This window comes from Candidatus Zixiibacteriota bacterium, from assembly GCA_034439475.1.
Lineage (GTDB): Bacteria > Zixibacteria > MSB-5A5 > GN15 > FEB-12 > JAWXAN01.
The window spans coordinates 25,118-48,696 of sequence record JAWXAN010000060.1 but is presented as its reverse complement, the minus strand read 5'-3'; the positions used below and the strand labels follow the sequence as shown (position 1 = coordinate 48,696).

At 49.1% G+C, this 23,579-nt stretch carries 22 protein-coding genes; 20 read left to right on the top strand and 2 right to left on the bottom strand.

Annotated elements, in window-relative coordinates; translation table 11 throughout:
* Positions 1–12: 12 nt before the first annotated feature.
* Positions 13–1,536: an acetyl-CoA carboxylase biotin carboxylase subunit gene (locus SGI97_08795; GenBank protein MDZ4723983.1), complete on the top strand. Its 1,524-nt coding sequence runs from the start codon at positions 13–15 to the stop codon at positions 1,534–1,536.
* Positions 1,526–2,017 carry a biotin/lipoyl-containing protein gene (locus tag SGI97_08790; protein ID MDZ4723982.1) on the top strand — a complete coding sequence of 164 codons (492 nt, stop codon included), beginning with the start codon at positions 1,526–1,528 and terminating at the stop codon, positions 2,015–2,017. Before SGI97_08795 ends, SGI97_08790 begins: the two co-directional genes overlap by 11 nt.
* On the opposite strand, the gene SGI97_08785 is transcribed toward SGI97_08790, so the two are convergent.
* Together SGI97_08785 and SGI97_08780 are read right to left on the bottom strand one after the other, a co-directional pair.
* Positions 2,018–2,599, bottom strand: coding sequence for a hypothetical protein (locus tag SGI97_08785; GenBank protein MDZ4723981.1), 582 nt, complete (start codon positions 2,597–2,599; stop codon positions 2,018–2,020).
* 104 nt (positions 2,600–2,703) lie between these two features.
* Complete coding sequence (locus SGI97_08780) at positions 2,704–3,315, bottom strand: outer membrane beta-barrel protein (GenBank protein MDZ4723980.1); 612 nt, start codon at positions 3,313–3,315, stop codon at positions 2,704–2,706.
* 317 nt (positions 3,316–3,632) lie between these two features.
* Between SGI97_08780 and SGI97_08775 the strand changes: the two genes are divergently transcribed.
* From SGI97_08775 to radA, 18 genes are all read left to right on the top strand, one after another.
* On the top strand, positions 3,633–4,823 hold the full coding sequence (locus SGI97_08775; protein ID MDZ4723979.1) for an acetyl-CoA C-acetyltransferase: 1,191 nt from the start codon (positions 3,633–3,635) through the stop codon (positions 4,821–4,823).
* A 30-nt stretch (positions 4,824–4,853) separates the two neighbouring features.
* Positions 4,854–5,705, top strand: a complete 852-nt coding sequence (locus SGI97_08770; GenBank protein MDZ4723978.1) for a 3-hydroxybutyryl-CoA dehydrogenase — start codon at positions 4,854–4,856, stop codon at positions 5,703–5,705.
* Positions 5,706–5,719: 14 nt separating this feature from the next.
* Positions 5,720–6,862 carry an acyl-CoA dehydrogenase family protein gene (locus SGI97_08765; GenBank protein ID MDZ4723977.1) on the top strand — a complete coding sequence of 381 codons (1,143 nt, stop codon included), beginning with the start codon at positions 5,720–5,722 and terminating at the stop codon, positions 6,860–6,862.
* Between the two features lie 2 nt (positions 6,863–6,864).
* A complete protein-coding gene (locus tag SGI97_08760; protein ID MDZ4723976.1) occupies positions 6,865–8,010 on the top strand; it encodes an acyl-CoA dehydrogenase family protein in 1,146 nt (381 codons plus the stop codon).
* A 76-nt stretch (positions 8,011–8,086) separates the two neighbouring features.
* The gene (gene gatA / locus SGI97_08755) at positions 8,087–9,523 is read left to right on the top strand and encodes an Asp-tRNA(Asn)/Glu-tRNA(Gln) amidotransferase subunit GatA (GenBank protein MDZ4723975.1); all 1,437 of its coding nucleotides are present in this window, start codon (positions 8,087–8,089) and stop codon (positions 9,521–9,523) included.
* Between the two features lie 69 nt (positions 9,524–9,592).
* Positions 9,593–11,041 carry an Asp-tRNA(Asn)/Glu-tRNA(Gln) amidotransferase subunit GatB gene (gene gatB / locus SGI97_08750; GenBank protein ID MDZ4723974.1) on the top strand — a complete coding sequence of 483 codons (1,449 nt, stop codon included), beginning with the start codon at positions 9,593–9,595 and terminating at the stop codon, positions 11,039–11,041.
* Between the two features lie 8 nt (positions 11,042–11,049).
* Positions 11,050–12,567 carry a phosphoribosylaminoimidazolesuccinocarboxamide synthase gene (locus SGI97_08745; protein ID MDZ4723973.1) on the top strand — a complete coding sequence of 506 codons (1,518 nt, stop codon included), beginning with the start codon at positions 11,050–11,052 and terminating at the stop codon, positions 12,565–12,567.
* Positions 12,560–14,158: a bifunctional phosphoribosylaminoimidazolecarboxamide formyltransferase/IMP cyclohydrolase gene (gene purH / locus SGI97_08740; GenBank protein ID MDZ4723972.1), complete on the top strand. Its 1,599-nt coding sequence runs from the start codon at positions 12,560–12,562 to the stop codon at positions 14,156–14,158. The genes SGI97_08745 and purH overlap by 8 nt, the downstream gene beginning before the upstream one ends.
* A 191-nt stretch (positions 14,159–14,349) precedes the next feature.
* On the top strand, positions 14,350–15,381 hold the full coding sequence (locus SGI97_08735; protein MDZ4723971.1) for a hypothetical protein: 1,032 nt from the start codon (positions 14,350–14,352) through the stop codon (positions 15,379–15,381).
* Positions 15,382–15,400: 19 nt separating this feature from the next.
* A complete protein-coding gene (locus tag SGI97_08730; GenBank protein ID MDZ4723970.1) occupies positions 15,401–15,835 on the top strand; it encodes a hypothetical protein in 435 nt (144 codons plus the stop codon).
* 16 nt (positions 15,836–15,851) lie between these two features.
* Positions 15,852–16,499: a YceI family protein gene (locus SGI97_08725; protein MDZ4723969.1), complete on the top strand. Its 648-nt coding sequence runs from the start codon at positions 15,852–15,854 to the stop codon at positions 16,497–16,499.
* 86 nt (positions 16,500–16,585) lie between these two features.
* Complete coding sequence (locus SGI97_08720) at positions 16,586–17,062, top strand: DUF494 family protein (protein MDZ4723968.1); 477 nt, start codon at positions 16,586–16,588, stop codon at positions 17,060–17,062.
* A gap of 1 nt (position 17,063) precedes the next feature.
* The gene (gene coaBC, locus SGI97_08715; protein ID MDZ4723967.1) at positions 17,064–18,269 is read left to right on the top strand and encodes a bifunctional phosphopantothenoylcysteine decarboxylase/phosphopantothenate--cysteine ligase CoaBC; all 1,206 of its coding nucleotides are present in this window, start codon (positions 17,064–17,066) and stop codon (positions 18,267–18,269) included.
* Between the two features lie 53 nt (positions 18,270–18,322).
* Positions 18,323–19,162: a uracil-DNA glycosylase gene (locus SGI97_08710; GenBank protein MDZ4723966.1), complete on the top strand. Its 840-nt coding sequence runs from the start codon at positions 18,323–18,325 to the stop codon at positions 19,160–19,162.
* A gap of 20 nt (positions 19,163–19,182) precedes the next feature.
* Positions 19,183–20,613 carry a replicative DNA helicase gene (dnaB, locus tag SGI97_08705; protein ID MDZ4723965.1) on the top strand — a complete coding sequence of 477 codons (1,431 nt, stop codon included), beginning with the start codon at positions 19,183–19,185 and terminating at the stop codon, positions 20,611–20,613.
* A 3-nt stretch (positions 20,614–20,616) separates the two neighbouring features.
* Complete coding sequence (locus tag SGI97_08700) at positions 20,617–21,402, top strand: ABC transporter permease (protein MDZ4723964.1); 786 nt, start codon at positions 20,617–20,619, stop codon at positions 21,400–21,402.
* 19 nt (positions 21,403–21,421) lie between these two features.
* A complete protein-coding gene (locus SGI97_08695; GenBank protein MDZ4723963.1) occupies positions 21,422–22,201 on the top strand; it encodes an ABC transporter ATP-binding protein in 780 nt (259 codons plus the stop codon).
* Positions 22,201–23,562: a DNA repair protein RadA gene (radA, locus tag SGI97_08690; GenBank protein MDZ4723962.1), complete on the top strand. Its 1,362-nt coding sequence runs from the start codon at positions 22,201–22,203 to the stop codon at positions 23,560–23,562. The genes SGI97_08695 and radA overlap by 1 nt, the downstream gene beginning before the upstream one ends.
* The last annotated feature ends 17 nt before the right edge of the window (positions 23,563–23,579 follow it).

The following is a 23,579-nucleotide window of genomic DNA, read 5'->3' as shown; positions in this document are numbered from 1 at the left end:
TGTAAAATTGTCATGCCAATGCCGTTTAAAAAGATACTCATCGCAAACCGATCCGAGATAGCCGTACGGGTAATGCACGCCTGTCGGACGCTCGGCATCAAATCTGTCGCGGTCTATTCCGATGCCGATCTCAAGAGCAGGCATCGCTTTTTCGCCGATGAATCTGTGCATATCGGTTCGGCATCGCCGTGCGAGTCATATCTAAACATTGATAGGCTTATTTCTGCGGCAAAAAGCAGCGGCACGGATGCGATTCATCCCGGATATGGTTTTTTGGCGGAGAATCCGCTTTTTCCTAAAGCCTGTAAAGATGCCGGTATTATATTTATTGGGCCGACAGCGGAAGCGATGCAATTGATGGGGAACAAAGTAGAGTCACGAAAGAAGATGGCGCAAGCCGGGGTGCAGATGACTCCCGGGATGCAGAGCAGCGAAATTGATATAAAAGTATTTGAGCAGGCCGCCAAAAAGGTCGGATATCCAGTTATGATAAAAGCGGCGGCGGGCGGCGGGGGAAAGGGAATGCGGGTTGTTTCGGATCCAACCCAGCTTCTTTCTGCCATCGAGGCCGCGAGACGTGAGGCGAAAAATGCCTTCGGAGATGACTCGGTCTATCTTGAAAAGTATATTGCCAATCCGCGCCATATTGAGTTCCAGATTATTGCAGACAACCACGGTAACTGCGTGCATCTCTTCGAACGGGAATGTTCGATTCAGCGACGGCATCAGAAAATTATCGAAGAAACGCCATCGGTTGCCCTTGATAGCGCGCTCCGCGCAAAGATGGGCGCCGATGCTGTTAAAGTTGCCAAAGCGGCGGGATACACCAACGCTGGCACAGTCGAATTTCTCTTAGACCAATCAGGCCACTATTATTTTCTTGAGATGAACACCCGTATCCAAGTCGAACACCCTATCACCGAAATGGTGACCGGGCTTGATCTTGTCATTGAACAAATCAGAATTGCGGCGGGACTGCCGTTGTCTGAACACATTATCAATGCCAGTCAACGCGGTCATGCTATCGAATGCCGCATTTATGCCGAAGACGGCAACAATAATTTCTTACCGTCGACCGGGACAATTCTTCATTATTCTGAACCGAGTGGGCCAGGCGTTCGAGTGGATTCCGGTATTGAGAAGGGGATGGCAGTCGGTATTGACTATGATCCTATCATGGCGAAACTCATCGTTCATGCTCCTGATCGGACGTCTGCCATTGAGAAAATGATCGATGCGCTGAATAATTATCATATTCTCGGAGTAAAAACCTCTAAGCGATTTATGATCGACGTCCTCAATCATCCCGAGTTTCAAAAAGGGAATACTTTTACCAACTTTATTGAAAGCCACATGTCCGAACGACAGATTGCGAAGTCTCCGGACAATTCGCTCGCGGCTTTAATTGCATCAGCAAGCTCACATTCAGCAGCAGGTTCTTCTTCACGTTCCGCAAGCATTGAGCAGAATTCGCTTCAGCCTTGGCAGGCTTTCCGTGACTGGGAGATAGGAGGCGATATCCTTTATGAAGAATGAATTTCTTATACGTGGTGAGCTTGTCTCCACGGAGTTTGAGCGTGAAGGAGATACTATTGTTTCTACAATCGCGGACAGTAGGGTAACAATTACTCCGAGCGGCAATGGTCTTTTTATCTGCTTGATAGACGGGCAGAGAAAAAGCGCGGCGGTGGCTTTGAATAGAGGAATATTCCTCGTTGAAATCGATTCCGTCGTCTATGAGCTTCATGATCCAAGCGACGACAGCAATGGCGCTGCCGCCTCGGACCACATCGTTGAGAAAAACAAGATATTCGCGCCCATGCCGGGCAAAATAGTGAAGATTCTTGTTTCAGTGGGGAATGATGTTGTTGAGAAGCAGCCGATGGTTATCGTCGAAGCAATGAAGATGGAAAATCAGGTCAATGCAAAGGCATCGGGGAAAGTCAAGGCTATCCATTTTAAGGAAGGAGACCAGGTGGATACCGAGCGGCCAATTATCGAGTTGACTCTTGAATAATCATATTCTGATGCCGACTGAAATTCCAAATGTCAGAAAATCTCTAATTTTAGAGCCGGCGACATCGGTCAGGCGCACTTCGATAAAATATCCGTTTTGGCCTTCAGGCATCGTCTCAATACCAATTGCAGCTGACGCGAAATAATTATGTTCGACAAATCCCAGGTCGGATCCTTTTGGCAATTGTTTCGTATAGGCATAGCCCCCGTTCATTGAAAGATACGTCTGAGATTCCCGTCTTGTATTCATCCTGAGTCTCAACTCCGGGCCAATTCTGAGAAATGTAAAATTGTTTTTAGTCTGGAGACTTCCCGGATAATATCCGGCTGTGGCATGTACACCCAGTTCCATCTCGGGCGCTGATGAAGCGAGGGGTATGATCCCTGCGGCGGCATTTGCCTCAAAGCCGATTTTGCTCCGGTTGGAAAATTCACCGAGCGGAAATGCTGTTCCCGCAGAAAAATAGAGTGAGGTTGTCTTTAACGACTGCGCTGCGGCGTTAGTAGGAAAAAATCCGCACACGACAACAAAGGCCAGCGAGCGTGGGTAGTAGAGTATGGCACATATCGAGTCTTTTCTCATATTATTCCTGCATAGTATACACAGATGAATGCTGCTTTGGATAGTCAAAAAAATAACCGGGTCGGTAGACCCAGTTATTTAATGTGCGAACGTGAATTATTTTTTTAGAAGATTCGTAAGCCAAGCGAAATGGGGACATAAGACATATTCTCACCCGTGGTCGCAATGCTTACATACCGGCCTTGGATAAAAAGACCAAAGTTTTCACTTGCAGTCAGTTCCATGCCTACGCCAACATTATAGTAGAATTTTTCATCATTCGGTCTGTCAGTCAGGGGAAATTGGTTATTGTTATTGTCGACATCAATGTTGACATTCGAATGAGTATTGGCAAAATCAACGACAGCCACTCCGACACCGCCAAGAAGAAATGGCCTGAGCTTAGCTGTGTTGTCGCTGCCTAAGGCGTAACGAAGATCGCCGCCGAACGACCAGATAGACAAGCCATTGCCGTCAAATGGATCGCTATTAGATGTGGCGAGGTCAAACTCGGTATATTCCGCTTTACCGATGAGGTGAAATTCGTCTGATAGATTACCGCCGATTCCAGCAAAGGCATGGTAACCTTCATCATAAGAATGACTAAATCCGTCCGATGACGGGAGAGCGATAAGTCCACCAAGATAGATAGAGACGGGTGATTCGTCTTCATTCTGGGCATACGTCGAAACAGTAAACAGTCCGAGACAACAAAGTGATAATATTGTCTTCCTCATGACAAACCTCCTTATGGTCTGCGTGTGTGTTATTCAATAATTGCGGCCTTGATTTGCCGTTTGGCATTCATCCACTTATGAATACCTTGTGTGAGAGCTTCGGCAGTATCAATCAAGGCGTGAATGCTCTAACTGATCGCCTATAGATTGTACAAAATTGCGAATCGTTTGTTTCGATCTAGGTCTGATTAATTAACACAACACTGAGATCGCCGCTATTATTTTGTGAAACGATTCACTTGATTTGCCTGTTGTACATGCATATATATACGGCTTGCTCATGGGAGAGAGAGCGATACACATTGACGGAGGAATATATGTCTGAGAGAAATGCTGCATACATAGTGGCGGCCACGCGAAGCGCAATTGGTTTGCTGCATGGAGGCATTGGCAGCTTTACCGCTCCCCAGCTTGGAGCCTTTGCCATTAAAGAGGTATTAGAAAGGTCGGGGATTAATCCGAAGGATATAGATGAAGTAATCATGGGCCATGTAATCCAAGGGGGCACGGGCCAGGCCCCAGCCCGGCAAGCCGCTATTCATGGCGGCGTACCGCCTGAAGTCCCGGCCATGACAATCAATAAAGTCTGTGGCTCAGGACTGAAAGCGATAATGCTCGCCGCTCAATCTATTCGCGCTGGAGACCAGAACGTTGTTGTTGCGGGCGGAATGGAATCGATGTCGCAGACACCGTATGTTTTACGCGGGGCGAAAACCGGAACACGCTTTGGTCACCAGAAGCTTGATGACATTATGATTACCGACGGTCTATGGGATAGCTTCAATAATTTTCATATGGGGAACGCCGCCGAACTTACCCGTCAGAAGGCCAACCTCACCCGCGAGATGCAGGATGAATTTGCTTACAACTCGCACAAGAAGGCGCTTGAGGCGCAAAAGAGCGGAAAGTTCAAAGAAGAAATATTCGATATTGCCGTTCCGCAGCGCAAAGGGGATCCGGTTATTTTTAATATCGACGAAGGGCCTCGGGCCGATATTTCCATCCAGGGTCTGGCTAAACTAAAACCAGCCTTTGATAAGGAAGGAACTGTCACGGCCGGCAATGCGCCGGGTCTCAACGATGGCTCTTCGGCGACAGTCGTGGTCTCCGAGAAATATATGCGAGACAAAGGTTTAAAACCGCTGGCTAAAATCATCGACTATGCTGTTGCGGGAACAGCGCCAGAAGATCTTTTCTTTGCGCCAATTTTCGCTGTACAGAAGCTTATGAAGAAGATGAATGTCAATATAAACCACTGGGACCTTATCGAAGCCAACGAAGCTTTCGCGGCGCAGGTTCTTGCCGATGGAAACGAACTTAAATGGGATTGGTCGCGTGTCAATGTCCATGGCGGCGCAGTAGCTCTCGGGCATCCAATTGGCGCATCGGGATCGCGGATTGTGACTACATTAATCTATGCGCTTAAAGATCGCGGACTAAAGACGGGCATGGCGACGTTGTGTCTTGGCGGTGGGAACGCTGTCGTGATGGCAATAGAGCGCGTATAATTTTCACGGGCAATGACAGAGATAGGAAATATGGAAATTAAAAACGTCTCAATTATCGGCTCCGGTACGATGGGGAATGGTATTTCTCAGGTTTTTGCCTCAAATGGATATAATGTCACGCTCATTGATATCAAACAGGATTTTTTGGATAAGGCCGTTTCGAACATTTCAGGTTCGCTCGATCGGCTTATCAAGAAAGCGGCTATTACCGATGCCGACAAAAACACCACACTCGGTCGAATCAAGACATCAACGGATATCAAATCCGCGGCAGGCTCTCAGATTGTAATCGAAGCCGTAACTGAAGATCTAAAAGTAAAGTCATCGATTTTTGCTCAACTTGATGCTGTCTGTCCGCACAGTACAATTTTGGCCAGTAACACATCCTCGCTACCGATTACACAGCTCGCATCCTCTACAAAACGTCCGGACAGGTTTATCGGCATGCACTTTATGAACCCAGTGCCTATAATGAAGCTCGTTGAGGTAATTCGCGGCCTCGCAACCAGCGATGAAACGTACAAGGTAACGCAAGACTTGGCGTTAAAGCTGGGCAAAACCCCGGTTGAGGTAAATGATTATCCTGGATTTATTGCAAACAGGATACTGTTGCCGATGATAAACGAGGCGATATTCGCTCACATGGAAGGTGTCGGGACAGTTCAGGCGATTGATGATGTGATGAAGCTTGGCATGGGACATCCGATGGGACCACTGACTCTGGCCGATTTTATTGGACTCGATGTTTGTCTTGCGATTCTGGAGGTTATGCACGCCGGGCTTGGGGATCCGAAATACCGTCCGGCTCCGCTTCTGCGAAAAATGGTGCAGGCGGGATATTTAGGAAGAAAATCCGGTCGGGGATTCTATTCGTATGACTGAGAAGGAGCGCACTGATGGATTTTAATTTGACTCAGGAAGACGCCGAGCTGAAAGAAATGGCCCGGGATTTAGCGATAAAACGAATCTATCCGATTGCGATGGAAATGGATGAGAGCGAAGAGACCCCGCGTGATCTGATTAAAGAGTGCGCTGACCTTGGATATTTTGGGTTTACTATTCCCGAAGAATACGGCGGACTCGGGCTATCTACAACCGCCTTTATGGGCGTGCTTGAGGAGTTGTGCGCGGCTTCGGCTGGTTTTGGAATTATGATATCGGTGCATAATACGCTTGTGGCTGATGCGTTCAAATTCTTCGCAAGCGATGCCCTCAAGAAAAAATATTTGCCGCGAATGGCGACAGGTGAGTTGATCGGCGCGTATTGTCTCACTGAACCGCACTCTGGCACCGATGCTGGCGCGCTTATAACATCGGCTGTCGACAAAGGGGACCATTACGTTATCAATGGCAACAAGAGCTATGTCACCAATGGCGGCTATGCTGGAGTATATGTTGTGTTCGCTAAAACCCATCCCGAAGAAGGCAACCGCGGCATCTCTTTGTTTGCTGTCGAAAGAACGGCCCCGGGCATAACGCTCGGAAAGCCTGAGAGGAAGCTTGGAATCAAAAGTTCTGACACCCGCGAAATAAACTTTGTCGATGTTAAAGTGCCGAAAGAAAATCTCATCGGGCCGCTCAAAAACGGTTTCAAACAGGCCATGCAAATTCTCAACGGAGGACGGATCGGCGTCGCTTTTCAAGCAACTGGTATTTCCCAGGCGGCGCTCGATGAAGCTATCAAATATTCTAAACAGCGAAAACAATTTGATCAGCCAATTGCAAATTTCCAGGCGATTCAATTCAAGATTGCCGATATGGCAATGAGAATAGACGCCGGGCGGCTTTTAGCGTACAGAGCCGCACTGCTGAAAGACCAAAACAAACCATTTCAGCGTGAAGCCTCAATGGCCAAACTGTTTTGCTCCCAGTCCGCAAATTTTGTAACGAACGAAGCCCTGCAGATTCATGGCGGCTACGGCTACATCAAAGAATATCCTGTGGAGCGATACTTCCGCGATGCGCGTGTGACTGAGCTTTATGAAGGCACATCAGAGGCTCAACGGATGGTTATTTCCCGCGATATACTGAGGGACTAATTGTGTTGGATAAAAAGCACACCGAATACCGCGAGCGAGTCCGTGCGTTTGCGCAAGATGTCATTGAACCTCTCGCGCTGACGCTTGACCTTGAACAGAGATTCCCGACCGAACATCTAAAACCGCTGACTGATTTCGGTCTCATGGGCGCGCTTGTGCCGGAAGCGTACGGGGGACGTCCGATTGATACCATTTCATACTGCATTGCAGTCGAGGAACTTTGCCGGGTCTGCGGTTCTACTGGTATTATTGTCGCGGCGCATAACTCACTTGGGACAGTTCCGATTTATCGGTTTGGCTCAGAGGCGCAGAAAAAAAAGTATCTTCCGCGCGCCGCAAAAGGGGAGTTGCTTGCGTTCGGACTCACCGAACCCGATGCCGGCTCCGATGCCGGCGGCACACGCACACAGGCGGTCAAAAACGGTGACAGTTGGACGGTCAATGGCTCGAAATGCTGGATAACTTCGGCGCCGCAGGCATTCGCTGTCAATGCCACCGCACGCACATCGAGCGATCTGACCGACAAACGTATTACCACTTTTATCTTCGAGAAAGACTGGGATGGATATGCTGTCGGCAAAAAAGAGAACAAATTGGGACTTCGCGGTTCGGATACGGCATTCCTGCATTTTTCAGATATGAAAGTTCCGGATGAGAACCGACTTGGCGAGGTGGGTATGGGTTTCAAACAGATGCTGATCACACTCGATGGCGGACGTATCAGCATTGGCGCAATGGCGCTTGGTCTCGGACAGGGGGCCTTTGATTGCGCGGTCAAATTTGCCGCAGAACGAATGCAATTCGGGAAACCGATTGCTACTTTTCAGGGGATTGCGCACAAGCTGGCCGATATGGCAACTGAACTCGAGGCCGCGCGTCTGATGATCTACGAAACGGCCGCCATGAAAGATGCTGGTGTCCCCTTTAGCCGCCATTCGGCTATGTGTAAACTGTTCGCTTCCGAAGTCGGCACGCGCGCCTGCGCGACGGCCATGACCATTCTTGGTGGGATTGGCTTTTATACTGGCCCATATCCTGTAGAGAGAATGTGGCGTGATGTCAAACTCTGCGAAATCGGCGAAGGCACTTCGGAAATTCAACGGCTGGTTATTGCGCGCGATTTAATCAAATCGCTTGAAACAAAATAGGCGTCTCTTCTACCATAGTAGTTCTTACTTATCTATTCTTCTTGCGCTTTATCCCTTGAGTTCTATATTCTCCCGCATGTCGGACTATAAGAATCTAACGGCCGTAGAAATATCCGAGCAGGTTCGTTCCGGAAAACTACGGGCTGTCGATTTAGCGAAAGAGGCCTTGCGGCTTGCCGGAACCGAGGGGAAAGAGCTCAACGCCTTCATTACCCTCTGTGAAGAGAAGGCGCTCGCGCAAGCAAAGGCGGTCGATGAGGTCGTAAAATCCGGCAAGGCTTCCAATTTGCCCCTCGCGGGGGTTCCAATCGCAATCAAAGATAATATTTCATACACCGATTATCCCTGTACCTGCGCCTCGCATATTCTCGATAAATATGTTCCGCCCTATGATGCGACGGTTGTTACCCGGCTTGTCGATGCCGGGGCGGTTATAATCGGCAAGACGAATATGGATGAGTTCGCCATGGGATCATCCAATGAGAATTCTTACTACGGTCCGGTCAAAAATCCGGTCCGACATGATTTGGCGCCGGGCGGATCATCGGGCGGCTCAGCGGCGGTAGTGGCCCAAAGAATTGTTCCGCTTGCATTCGGTTCCGAGACGGGCGGGTCAGTACGACAACCGGCATCTTTTTGCGGTGTCTATGGCCTGAAGCCTTCGTATGGCGGTATATCGCGTTACGGACTTGTGGCATTCGCTTCCTCTACCGACCAGATAAGTCCGTTTGCAAATTCAATCGAGGACCTTGCGCTTGTTTATTCGGCGGTCTGCGGACGCGACAGCAATGATTCGACCTCGGTCGCCTTTGATCATCCTAATTACGCGTCTGCGCTTAAGACAGAGAAGAAGTTTCGGTTTGGGATTCCGAAAGAATATTTTGCTAAAGGACTTGAGCCTGAAGTCGGCGATGTCGTACAGAGGGCAATTGACTCTCTTAAAAAAGAAGGCCATTCATTTATCGAAATCTCGCTTCCCATGACCCAGATGGCGATTCCGATCTATTATATTGTGGCATCTGCCGAAGCGTCGGCTAATCTTGCGCGGTTTGATGGAGTCAAATACGGCCTTCGCGAGAGCCGTGACAAATCCTTAGCGCAAATGTATGGCGACACTCGCGCAAAAGGATTTGGGCGTGAAGTGAAACGGAGAATAATGCTTGGGACATACGTGCTGTCGTCGGGTTACTACGACGCCTATTATATCAAGGCTTCGAAAGTGCGCGAACTTATGCGACGGGAATACGAAGAAGCTTTCAAAACTGTGGATATGATAATTTCGCCGACAGCGCCAACTCCGGCCTTCAAACTCGGCGAAAAGATTTCCGATCCACTGGCAATGTACCTGAGCGATGTCTACACCGCACCAGCCAACCTTGCTGGAATACCCGCGATCTCGGTACCGTTTGGAGTTTCAAGGGATGGGAGACCGATTGGTGTTCAGTTTATTGCAGGGTATATGAACGAAACAGCGTTGTTTCAGGTTTCAAAAATAGTCGCGGATATTCAATAAAGCCGGAAATAGGCAAGGACTGACTTTGGACGCTCACACATACATAGGAAGTTGATCAGGGAAGAAGACGTGGCAGAGTATAATGGTTTTGAGCCGGTAATCGGCCTTGAAGTTCACGCTCAGCTTTTGACGGAAACTAAAGTCTTCTGCGGCTGTAAATCCGCCTACGGCGCGTCCCCGAATACATACACTTGTCCCATATGTCTCGGCCTGCCGGGGTCGCTTCCGGTTCTCAATAAGAAGGCCGCCGAGTATGCGATGAAGATGATTCTTGCAGTCGGCGGAAAGGTCAGCAACCGCTCGGTGTTCGCCCGTAAGAATTATTTCTATCCCGATCTTCCCAAGGGCTACCAAATTTCCCAGTTCGACAAACCTATTGGCGAAGGCGGTTCGATACCATATCGACTGGATTCCGGCGAAGAAAAACTCTGCCGGCTTATCCGAATCCATCTTGAAGAAGATGCCGGCAAACTGCTTCATCCCGAAGCCGGCGAAAATTACTCGAGAGTTGATCTCAACCGATGCGGCGCGCCGCTAATTGAGATCGTGACCGAAGCTGATATCCGAAGTCCCGAAGAGGCCTATGCATACCTTGTAACATTACGACAGCTTGTGCAGTATCTTGAAGTCTGTTCCGGGGACATGGAAAAGGGGCATTTGCGATGCGATGCCAATGTCTCTGTCCGTCCGGTCGGTCAGAAAAAATTCGGTACTCGGACAGAAGTCAAAAATATGAATTCCTTTAAAGGTGTTGAGCGGGCGATTACCTATGAGATAAATCGTCAGATTGCGCTCATACAAAGCGGCGGCGAAGTCATCCAGGCTACGTTGCTTTGGAACGAGGCCAAACAGGCCGCGGAGATGATGCGCACCAAAGAAGAATCGCATGACTATCGCTATTTCCCCGAGCCAGACTTGGTGAATCTTGTGATTTCTGATTCATGGATACACTCGGTGAGAGACAGCCTTCCGGAACTCCCCAAAGCTCGCGCCACCCGATTTGTCACGCAATATGGTATTCGTGAATACGACGCGCAGGTATTGACCGCTACGAGGGCGCTTGCGAAATATTACGAAAAGGTCATGGAGAGTTTCGGTGACGGTATCGCCGCCTCAAACTGGATACAGACCGAGCTTCTTGGAGTGATTAATCAGCAAAAAAAAGATATCGCAACCTGCACAATCGAACCGGAAATAATTGCAGATCTCTTAACCCTGGTAAAGTCAGGCAAGATTTCCGGTAAAATCGCCAAGACCGTCTTTAAAGAGATGAACATTTCCGGCAAAAGCCCTGCGTCCATAATTCAAAAGAAGGTGCTGGAGCAAATTTCGGATGAGTCTTTGCTTGAAGAAGTTATAACTGAGATTTTTGATAAGAATCAGGCAAATGTCACCAGCTATCGTGCAGGCAAGACTGCGCTCTTTGGTTTTTTTGTCGGGCAGACCATGAAAGCAACCGGAGGCCGGGCAAATCCAAATGTTGTTAGTACCCTTCTGAAGAAAATGCTTGAAGGTTGAACTTTCCTATGCCAAATATGTCATCGAACGCTCGCATTGCTGTTTTCATTTCGGGAAGTGGGAGCGGTTTGCAGTCATTGATTGATGCATCGTCTGAAAGACGTTTAAGCGGCCAGATATCGCTCGTGATTTCAAACAATGCAGATGCCTATGGATTGGAGCGGGCCAAAATGGCATATATCCCAATGTGTGTAATAGAGTATACTCAACAAAGCGAAGCTGACATCGCGGAGCTTTTATTGAAGCGGCTCAATGAAAGCAAAATCAGTCATATCGCGCTGGCTGGATTCTTGAAACTATTGCCAAAAGCAGTGGTTCGCGAATATTCCGGCCGCATCGTCAATATTCATCCGGCCCTTCTCCCCAAATACGGCGGCAAAGGGATGTATGGCCGAAAAGTACACGAGGCCGTGCTCGCTTCAGGCGATAAAGAAACCGGAGCGACAATTCATCTTGTGGATGAAGAGTACGACAAAGGAATGATCTTGGAGCAGGTTAAAGTGCCGGTTCTGCAAAATGACACTCCGGAAACCCTTGCGGCGCGAGTGCAAGCAGAGGAGCATCGTCTGTATCCATTGGTTATTCAGAAGCTTATCACCGGACAATACCAGTTTCGTCATGGACAAATTCTCTTAAACACTAATATCTGCGAGTATCCGCTTTTCCGAAGAGGCAAGGTCAGAGATATTTATGACCTCGGTGAGACTTATCTTTTTGTCGCGACCGACCGCATCTCGGCATTCGATGTTGTGCTGCCTAATGGAATACCGGTGAAGGGAAAACTGTTGACGCAGATTTCGCTCTTCTGGTTTGATTTTCTTCGAGATATAGTCCCGAATCATGTTGTCAGCGCGGATATTAATGATTTCCCCGCGCCGCTCAAAAGATACAGCGGGCAGCTTGAGGGGCGTTCCATGATTGTTGCCAAAGCCGATCGGGTCGATGTCGAATGTATTGTGCGCGGCTATCTCTCCGGCTCGCTCTGGAAAGAACTCGTGGAGGCAAGAAAGCATGGGAAGAATAATGTGCACGGTTTTACTTTCTCACCTTCGATGCAAGAGTCAGAAATACTTCCCGAACCGATATTCAGCCCATCGTCAAAGAATGATTCCGGTCATGACGAGAATATCAGCTTTGAGACGATGATCTCGCTTGTCGGAGAAAAGACCGCCGGGTTGTGCAAAGAAAAATCGTTGGCGATTTATACCAAAGCATCAGAGTATGCCCTCTCGCGCGGTATAATAATCGCCGACACAAAATTCGAGTTTGGCTTTCGCAATGGAGAGTTTATCCTTATCGATGAAGCGCTCACACCAGATTCCAGCCGGTTCTGGCCAGTCGAAAGTTACCGGGTCGGAAGCTCGGTGCCGTCGTTTGACAAGCAGCCGATTCGCGATTACCTGGAAACCCTCGACTGGAATAAAAAACCACCTGGCCCGTCTCTTCCTGATGCAGTCATCGAGGCGGCGGCCGAGAGATATGAACGGGCGTTGGAATTATTGACAGGAAAGAAAGTTAATGCTTGAGACAAAACGAATAAAACGCGCACTTATTTCGGTTTCCGACAAATTGGGGCTGGTGGAGCTTGCCCGTGAACTTGACACGCTCGGCATTGAAATCCTCTCGACCGGGGGCACGCTGAGGACGATTCGCGAAGCCGGTATTCATGCCATCGCTGTTTCCTCGTTTACCGGTTCGCCTGAAGTGCTGGAAGGACGGGTCAAAACACTGCACCCCAAAATTCATGGCGGCATCCTGTTTCGCCGCGATGTTCCAAAAGATGTTGTCGAACTTGAAGCGCTTGACACCAAGGCAATAGATTTGGTTGTAGTTTCACTCTACCCGTTTGAAAAGACAATTGCGAATCCGAATGTGACTGAAGAAGAGGCGATTGAAAACATTGATATCGGCGGGCCGTCGATGATTCGTTCTGCTGCAAAAAATTTTGATTTTGTGACGGTAATCGTGGACCCATCGGACTATTCGACTCTCATCGAGCAATTGCGCGACAACAATGGTCAGACAGAACTTGCCTTTCGTCGCCGCTGTTCTCTGAAAGCCTTCACTAAGACTGCGGCCTATGATGCCTCAATTTCGGCATACTATTCACGGTCGTCAGATCCTGCTGGGCGACAAAAAGAGCCAAAACACAAGTTGTCAGAACTGCCACCGCGCTTTCAACTCAGCTTTGAGCACAAATCGACACTGAGATATGGCGAAAATCCGCACCAGCAAGCCGCACTCTACGCCGAAGCCGACAACGATGGATTGAGTTTGGTAAATGCAACGATCCTCAGCGGCAAGGAACCCTCATATAATAATTACGGCGATCTCGATGCCTGTCTTGACCTCCTGAAAGAGTTCGCGGAGCCGTTTGCTTGTGTTGTCAAGCACGGCAATCCGTGCGGAGCGGCCGCAGCAACCACCATTGCCGATGCCTATCAGCGCGCCTATGAGTGCGATCCGTTGTCGGCCTTTGGCTCTATAATCGGACTGAATCGTCATGTGGATATTGAATGCGCCAAATTGCTCCATGAGACAGATTTTATTGAATGTATTGTTGCGCCGTCGTACAGTGATGAATCGCTCGCTTTGCTTATGAAAAAAAAGAACCGTCGTCTTCTGGTATTGCCGGAGATAAATCAGTCAACAAACAAGGCACGTTTGCTCTTCCGACAGATTCATGGCGGCTTGCTCGTCCAAACCGAGGATTGTCATCAACTGGACAAGTCATCCCTCAAAGTTGCGACGAAACGCTCGCCGAGTGAAGAAGAACTTCGTTCGCTGTTATTCGCCTGGAAAGTGGTAAAGCAGACCAAATCCAATGCCATTGTACTGGCTAAAAATAGCGCGACTGTCGGAATCGGCATGGGCCAGACTTCGCGGGTGGATTCTTCGTTTATGGCGGTCAAAAGGGCCGGAGACCGGGCGAGGGGCGCAGTTTTGGCTTCCGATGCTTTTTTCCCTATGCCCGACGGACTTGAGGTTGCTCTCGAGGCTGGTGTAACTGCTATCATTCAACCGGGTGGTTCAAAGGGGGACGACGCAGTAATTGAGGCGGCAGATAAGGCTGGCGCGGCGATGGTTTTCACATCAATTCGTCACTTCAAACATTGACGTCACGGCGCTTTTGTGCGGTTGACAAGATTACTATTGCTTCGGCACTGTGTTTGTTACACACTATGCCCTCTATGTACGAAAGCTAAATCGACAGCCTCTGTCTTTACTAAGGCATGAGGCGTGGATCTCGATAAGGAAAGAACAACTCGGCGCATCGTCAATTGGTCACAGGAAGTAAGGGATACGGTATGTCACGAACGCACAAGAAGCACAATCTGGAATCATGCACTAAACTCTTCGCACTGCCGGCGGTGTTGATTATCATCATGGGCGTCAATGCCCTCTCGCTTCCGCGGTTGTCGGCAGAGCATGGAATACCATGCAAATCCTGTCATATTAATCCTAATGGGGGGGGGGCGAGGACCGAATTTGGAAATTATGCGGTCGCTTTTCAGGAGCTTTGCCTGCCCCAGACCAAGAAATACGTGGAGAAGCACTACAAAAGTCCCAGGCTCAGTGAGAGTGTCTATATCGGATTTGACAATCGCTATCTTGTCCTGGATGAAGGCGGCAGAATTATTAGAATCCAAAATGACTTCTATGCGACTGTTGAGCCCTTTGACCACCTTTTATACCATCTTCGCATTGCCGGAGGAGGGATCACTGAACATTACGCGCTCCTATACATCGGCGATGACAAGCACTACTTAAAGGCTGGCCAGTTCTCTCCGGCTTTCGGACTTCGTACCGATTACCATTCTCTTTATCTCGATGGTTTATCTTTGGGACTTGATATCAAGGGCGTGAATGTTGTCGCCGAGACGTTTAATCCGAATGAACAGGCGATTTTTGGCTTTCATGCTTTCAAAGCCGGTTTTCTCAATCCATTTGGCTACCTCATTGGCGCTTCGGCGAGAGTGAGCGAACGTGAGTTGGATGGATACGGCGCGTTCCCCCATGCAAAGGCCGTCTTTGGTGCATTAAACTATAGCCGCTTTACAGCCAGCGGCGAACTTAAACTGATTGGCCGGGGAAACGAAGCGATGGCGGCCTATGCCGCCTTCAACGCGCGAATCGAATTCGGACTTTATCTTGTGGGCGAATATAATTTTTATGATCCCGACCGAGCATTCACAACCGGCACAGAGGAGTTTATCCGGCTTTCTCTCGAATTATATCCCATCCCGTTCCTGCAACTAAGACCTTCATTCACGCGTTATATGGAAGGCGCATTAAAGGATACTGATGATTTCTTTCTGCAAATCTATTTCGGCTATTAGGAATTTTAAGAGGTTGTCCATGCGGCATTTTATCGGGTCGAGCTTACTTCTGTGGCTCCTTTCACTTTCATATCTCGGCTGTGAAGATCAAGGCGTGTCTCCCTTGGCGCCCCCAGGCGGAAATAACAATGGCGGCGGGGTCAGTTTCGCCGCGAGCATCAGACCTCTCGTTCAAACCAGATGCGCGACGGCATCGTGTCATGGAGCCGGATCATCCCAAGGCGGACTTGCTCTTGGCTCGGTTGCATATACTGATGTTAGAAATGCGAAGGGAGGAAGAGGGGGATCATTGGTTAGCACTCCGCCTAAGGCTGACAGCAGTTTGCTTTATACTGTGGCTACAAGCAACCCTCCCATTGGTTACACAAGAATGCCGCTCGGCGGGCCATATCTTTCCAATGCTGAACTCACCCTCATTCGGGATTGGATAAATCAAGGCGCGTTTGATAATTAAGGCCGAAAGGAAACGTATGAAGCGAATATATTTTTTCATATCAGTTTGCGCTCTACTGACATTTTCAACTGTGCAGGCCGAGACCTTCACCCTCGACAATTCTGCGAAAAAGGATTCGGTGTATTTTCGCTCTCCGGCGAAACTTGAATTTATCGAGGGCAAGACCGCCGACATTTCAGGAAGCTTTACCTTTGACCCAGCCAGAGCCGACAGCGCTGTCTCCGGTATCCTGCAGGTGGACCTTCGCACACTCAAAACCGGTATCGAGACCCGCGACGGGCACATGTGCGAGAGGCATTTACATACCGACAAATATCCTCACGCTTATTTTGAACTTCTCTCAATCGACAGCCTTCCGACAACATGGCAACCGGATCAAAGCTACAAAATGATTGCCGAGGGTTTTTTCTACATTCATGGCGTCAAAAGAAAAATCTCGGCTGATATACTCGCTGTTATGCCCGCTGGAAACCCGACGGCGAGTGGAAAAGCGATAAATGCCCGTATTTCATTCAAAGTGAAACTCGATGAATTCAAAATTCCTCGTCCAAAGGCTTTGTTTTATAAGCTGGCAGAAACTATCGATGTCGAGGCTATCCTTTTTGGCTACAACAGCTTAGCCCCAATCACCATCACTTTGCCAAATTGGCCGGAACAGAAATAAACCAATTTCCGTTTTAGTTTCAATCTTGATTACTTCGCTATAAGGGAGTATCTTGACGATAATACTACTGTAAGGAGCATTCGTTAATGGATAATCGAATTCTTGAAATAGTCTTCTTGCTGATGGACAGTATGCGCGAAAATAAGGGGAAGGTCGCAAATTTGAGCGACATTTCGCCTGATTTACTTGATCTTGGATTTACCAACGACGAAATAACGCGGGCATACGGCTGGTTCACGGATAGGTTGTCTGCTGGCAGCAACCTGTTTGATGGATTCTCACGTTTGCAAAGCTCACAGCGAATCCTCTCCGCGCAGGAACGCTTACAGGTTGATATTGAAGCCCATGGTTTTCTCCTAAATCTTATGAATTTCGGGATCATCGATCCTCTGCAGTTCGAGATGATCCTCGACAAAGCATTTGTCTATGGCACCCGTCCGGTCACGCTCGATCAGATGAAGTGGCTTGCATCGGGTGTAGTATTCGATGAATTCAGTTCTGACGACGGCGACAGTGATCTCGATGATCCGCTCAGCAGCGGTTCATCGGCCAGAGTAAATTAGCATGTCCCTTGCGGGCAAAAAAATCATGGTCGGCCTGACCGGTGGAATCGCCAGCTACAAAGTTCCCAATCTCGTCCGCCTGCTTACAAAAGAAAAGGCCGAAGTTGTCGTGATGATGACCGACTCGGCCTGCAAATTCATCACACCGCTCACTCTTGAAACTGTCTCAAACCGCCCGGTCATTACCGGATTGTGGCCTGAGGGAGAGTTTGTTTCTACACGGCATATCGATGTGGCCGAATGGCCGGACTTGATTGTTATCGCTCCGGCCACTGCCAACTTTATGGGAAAAATATTTGCCGGAATCTCTGATGATTTCGTGACAACAGTGATGTGCGCCACCTCCCGCCCGACTATGATTGCACCGGCGATGAATCCGCAAATGTGGCTAAATCCGACCACACAGCGTAATCTCGGATACCTCAAACAACTCGGCTTTCATATTATCGATCCAGAAGAAGGGGAGATGGCCTGCGATTCTGTCGGCGTTGGCCGAATGGCTGAGCCTGAAGTTATCTTTCGCGCCATCGAGAACTTTTTCGACAGCGGCGCAAAAAAAAAAGCGCTGACTGGGAAGACAATTTTGGTGACCGCCGGACCAACGCGCGAGGCGATAGACCCGGTTCGATTCATCTCAAATAGGTCATCAGGAAGGATGGGGTATGCGATTGCCGCCGCATCGGCGGAGCTCAATGCCCGCACTATTCTGGTTTCGGGCCCGACGAATCTTGAGGTTCCGCGAAATGTCGAACACATCCGAATTGAATCTACCCAGCAAATGTACGAGGCAATAAAGAGCAGGTTTAGCGAAGTCGACTGCCTGATAATGGCGGCTGCGCCGGCGGATTTTATACCGGCATCAATCTCCCCGCAAAAGATAAAAAAGACAAACAAGCCTTCGGTGCTGGAACTTGACCCAGCCACTGACATACTCGCATCACTCTCCAAAGATAAACGTAAATCACAGCGTCTCATTGGCTTCGCGCTCGAAACGGAGAACGGTTTAGAGAATGCAAGAGCTAAACTCAAGAACAAGCAACTTGACCTTATTGTGCTTAATTCTCTGGCGGATAGTGGTGCGGGTTTCGATGTACACACAAATAAATTGACTCTCATCTCTCAGAATGGTAAAACCAATGAATGGCCCCTCATGACAAAGACCGAGGCCGCCATTAAACTACTTGAAGTAGTTGCCGGTTTGCTGTAGATTACAGCGAGAGCCGCCGCATGCGAGACATAATCGAGAGAGGGAGGGTTCCAGTGAGTCAAAAATCTAATAGTTCGTTTGAAATGCTGAGATCGGCATTAACACACCAGATGGAGATGGGTGTGAGCGAGGTTGTTATTGGACGACAGCAGATGCTCGACTCGGTCTTTCCTCTGAGTCGGCGTGTGGCCCCATCGGGCAAAAAAGTGAGCATGTCGGAAGTATTTGGTGTGGAGCTTCGATCAAAAACAACTCCCGCCAAAACTCTCACTCTAATATCTCCTCAAAAAATGTCCACAACTGCGGCAGCGCCCTCTACTCCATTGACCCAGGATTCGGTCTACAAATCCCTTGAGCAGCATTTTAACGCGATAGACGAATGCCAGCTCTGTCCGCTCTGGACAACAAGAAATAAACTTGTCTATGGTTCGGGCAATCCCAACGCAAGACTTCTGATAATCGGCGAAGCCCCGGGCGCGGAAGAAGATCGCACTGGTAAGCCATTTGTCGGTCGGGCCGGACAGTTGCTGGATAAGATTCTGGCCGCGGTTGAGTTGTCCCGTGACGAGGTCTACATAACAAATATTCTCAAAAGCCGGCCCCCAGGCAATCGTGATCCGCAGCCAGACGAAGTCAAATCATGTCTGCCATATCTGCACGAGCAGATACGCCTTATCAAGCCAAAACTGATTCTTGCCCTTGGCAGAATAGCCGGACAGACATTGTTACATACGAATACGCCGCTGGGTAAGTTACGAAGTACATGGCATGACTATCACGGCGTTCCATTGATTGTCACATATCATCCGGCGGCATTGTTACGATTTCCCGCTTATAAGAAAGAGACTTGGGCCGACATGCAGATGTTGAAAGCCCGTTACGATACGATTTAAGATTTCCGCTTGAATTAGACATGAGCTTTTCTGTTTCGACTGACAAAATCCATGATCCGCTCCTGCCGCCGCAGTCGATCGATGCCGAGCAGGCTGTTCTTGGTTCGATTCTAAAAGACAGCGAGGCGATAAATCATGTTCTTGAAGTTATCGACACGGAGAACTATTTCTACTCGCCCAAGCACAAAACGATATTCAGGGCGGTGCTGAACCTTAACAATAATTCAGAGCCGTGTGATATAACTACTGTCGCAAACGAACTGCTCAACCAGGGGATGCTTGAGAAAATAGGCGGACGTGTCTATTTGGTCGAGCTGGTCGAGCAGATAGCATCGACTGCAAATGTTGCGCATTACGCCAGTATTGTGCTTGAGAAATCCGTACTCCGGAGACTGATCCAAACTTCAAATGAAATCGTCAAAAGCTGCTATTCGATGGAGCGTCCGGCCGACGACCTGCTCGATGCAGCCGAAGCCAATATCTTTCAAATTTCAGAAAGCAGACAGCGTCAGGGTTTTGTTCATATTGAAAGCCCATTCAATGCTATTTTCGAGCGGATAGATAACCCGCCAGCCGACGGCACCATCATTGGCGGTGTGAGTACAGGGTATACGCAACTGGATGCCATTACCGAAGGGCTCCATGCCGGGGATCTGGTGATTATTGCGGGGAGACCCTCGATGGGCAAAACAGCGCTCGCGATGAATATTGCTGAGCATGTTGCGGTCGACCAGAAAAAAGGTGTTGGCATATTTTCGATAGAAATGTCGCGCGAACAACTCGTCCTCCGTATGCTTTGTGGCCGGGCACGCATTAATCAGAAAAAAGTTCGCTCGCATAAAATTAGCGAGTCCGAACATCGCAATCTGGCCCACAAAGGGGGAGTGCTGGCTGCCGCGCCAATCTTTATCGATGATTCAGCCGGGTTGTCTTCGCTTGAAATGCGCGCGAAGGCCCGGAGGCTCAAAGCGCAGCATAATATCGGTCTGTTTATTGTTGATTACATTCAACTTATGCATGCCTCTGGCAGGCAGGAAAACCGCCAGCAGGAAATTGCCCTAATTACCAGAAGCATGAAAGCATTGGCCAAAGAAATCCAGGTTCCGGTTATCGCAATTTCACAGCTTTCACGCATGGTCGAACAGCGCGGAACGAATAAACGTCCACAGTTATCTGATTTGCGTGAATCGGGAGCCATTGAACAGGATGCCGATGTCGTTATTTTTGTTTATCGCGAGGAATACTACATGTCACACATGGATCGCAATGATCCGAAATACCGTGAAATTGAAGGCAAAGCTGAGATTATAGTGGCCAAACAGCGCAATGGCCCGACTGAAACCGCGCACTTGAGCTTTATCAAGGAATATACCCGGTTTGAAAATCTTGATACCTCGCGTCGAGAACTGCCTCCCGGGGTGGATCGAATCGAACCAGATTCCCCGTTCTAAAACATGGCAATGGACCATATCCTGCTGGGGATCGGCCGGCGATGTATCGATGGCGTCAATCGCGTCGGCGGAATGTCGATACTTTTCGCCCGTGTGGTAACATCCACACGCCATATTTTTCAGTCCCAAAGCGAGATTTTTGAGCAATTGCACTCAATCGGGGTCAGGTCGATTCCCCTTGTAATCGTTATCGCGATTTTTGTCGGCGCAGTTGCGGCCTGGCAGGCGGCCTACCAATTCCAATTTATTGGCGCACCTCTGAGGCTTCTGGGTCAGGCGGTGGGGAAAGCAGTGGTTATAGAACTCGCTCCGGTGCTGACGGCTTTGGTCATAGCCGGACGCGTGGGTGCGGGCATTGCCGCTGAACTCGGGACAATGCGAGTTACTGAACAGATCGACGCTCTTGATGCTATGGGAATCGACCCAAACCGTTATTTAGTGATGCCGAGAGTTATTGCATGCGTTATTATGGTTCCACTTTTGGTTTTGTTCGCAAACGTGATAGCGATATTCGGCGGGTTGGTTGTGGCGGTGGTCGGAGTGGATATTTCGGGCGATACGTTTCTCAACGGATTTCGGAGTTCATTCCAGTTTACCGACTTCACTAACGGCATGATCAAAGCGGTTGTTTTTGGATTGGTCATCGGAATAGTTGGCTGTTACGAGGGGATGAAAGCTCGTGGCGGCGCCGAGGGGGTCGGCCATGCAACAACGACGTCTGTCGTTCTTTCATCGGTAATGATTCTCGTTATGAACTTTGTTTTCGCCGTACTCCTCTTTCGATTGTAGGACAAACAGAGAGATTGCAATGACAAGTGATATACAGGAAAGCCACAACCGTTATATTCAGATAGAAAATGTGTCCAAACGCTTTGGCGCCAATACGGTATTGGATGGAGTCGATTTGACGATCAAGAAGGGGGAGTCGATTGTCATTATCGGCCAATCCGGAACCGGGAAATCGGTACTGTTGAAAAATTTAATCAGGCTGATGTCGCCCGACAGTGGACGAATTCTTTTTGACGGCGTAGACATTGAAACGTTAAAGGGTCCCGATCTGGTTGCATATAGACAACGTTTTGGCATGCTCTTTCAATCATCGGCGCTCTTTGATTCCATGAGTGTCGAGCGAAATGTCGGGCTTGGACTTAGGGAATCAGGCAAGCACTCTGAGGCGGCTATAAAGCTCATTGTCCATGAAAAATTGGAAATGGTCGGGTTGGCTGACACTGGAACAAAGTTTCCGTCTGAGTTGTCGGGCGGAATGTGCAAACGGATTGGATTGGCACGAGCGATAGCCTCCGAGCCGGAAGTCCTGCTCTATGATGAACCGACCACGGGACTTGATCCGATAACAGCCGAAGTGATTAATGATATGATTGTTGACGTGAATACAAAATTGAAGGTTACCTCGATAGCCGTGACCCATGACATGAAATCAGCCCTCAAAATCGCCGATAGAATTGTGTTTCTCTACCAGGGGAAAATTGAGTTCGATGGCTCGCCGCAAGAAGTCAGGAATACCGACAACCCGGCTCTCAAACAATTCGTCTACGGCCGTTCCGATGGACCAATACAGGTGCGATGATGATTGTTGGCAAAAAAGTAAAGATCGCCTACTTCTGCTCGCAGTGTGGAGCGGAGCATTCCAAATGGCAAGGGCAATGCCGTGAGTGCGCCGCATGGAACAGCCTCATAGAAGAGCGCGTGCCGGTCAAACGCAAAGCCGGAGCGGTTGTCGCTCGGGAAACGCAACTGCTCTCGGAAATATCCTTCGACCCGCAATCAGGTTATTTATCAGGCATTGCAGAGTTTGACAGAGTGCTTGGGGGACAACTCTTGCCCGGGATGACAATTCTGCTCGGGGGGGATCCGGGGATAGGTAAATCGACCTTGCTGCTTCAATCCGCTGATGGCTATGCCCGGGCAGGAATTTCTGTCCTCTATGTCACAGGCGAAGAATCACTGCCGCAGATTAGACTTCGCGCCAACCGATTGAATATATCCGGAACTGATATTACCGTTCTGAATGCTACTTCGCTTGAAGAAATAACCGGAGTTCTTTCTGAAAAATCATTTGGTGTTGTTTTGATAGACTCCATCCAAACCATCTCAAGCGGGCAATTTGATTCTCCGCCCGGGACGGTAGCCCAGGTACGAGAGGCAGCCAATCAGCTCATCATGCTGGCCAAATCGACCGGTTTTTCTCTTTTCCTGGTGGGGCATGTAACCAAGGAGGGATTGGTTGCGGGGCCGAAGGTACTGGAGCATATGGTCGACACTGTCATTTATTTTGAAGGTGACCAGACACATTTATACAGAATACTCCGCGCCACAAAAAACCGCTTCGGCTCGGTTTCCGAGATTGGACTTTTCCAAATGCAGGGGGGCGGGTTGGTTGAAGTGAGCAACCCGTCTTCGTTCTTTCTCTCAGGCGATATGAGCCGCCCTCGTACTGGGGCCGTTGTGACCGGAATCTGCGAAGGAAACCGACCGCTTATGGTTGAAGTGCAGGCTTTGGTCACACCGGCAAATTACGGAAATCCCCAGCGTGTCGCTGGCGGCATAGATAACAAAAAACTCGCGCTCCTTCTGGCGATTCTGGACAAGCGATGCGGCTATCCGATGGCCACTAACGATGTCTTCGTTTCAGTCGCGGGAGGACTTCGTATTTCCGAGCCATCGCTCGATCTTGCCGTGATGACGTCGATTGCGTCATCGCTAACCAATAAAACCATCGATCCGAAGATGCTGGTCGTTGGCGAAGTCGGACTGAGCGGCGAGGTTCGCGCTGTGACGCTTATCGAGAAGCGTGTTGCCGAGGCCGCAAAGCTCGGCTTTACATCGGTGGTGCTCCCGCAGAGCAACGTCGAGCAAATAACTGAAACATCGATTGAATTGATTGGTGTGCGGGGAGTCAAATCAGCCCTCGATAGGATATTGACGTAGGCTTATCTCTATTCTCG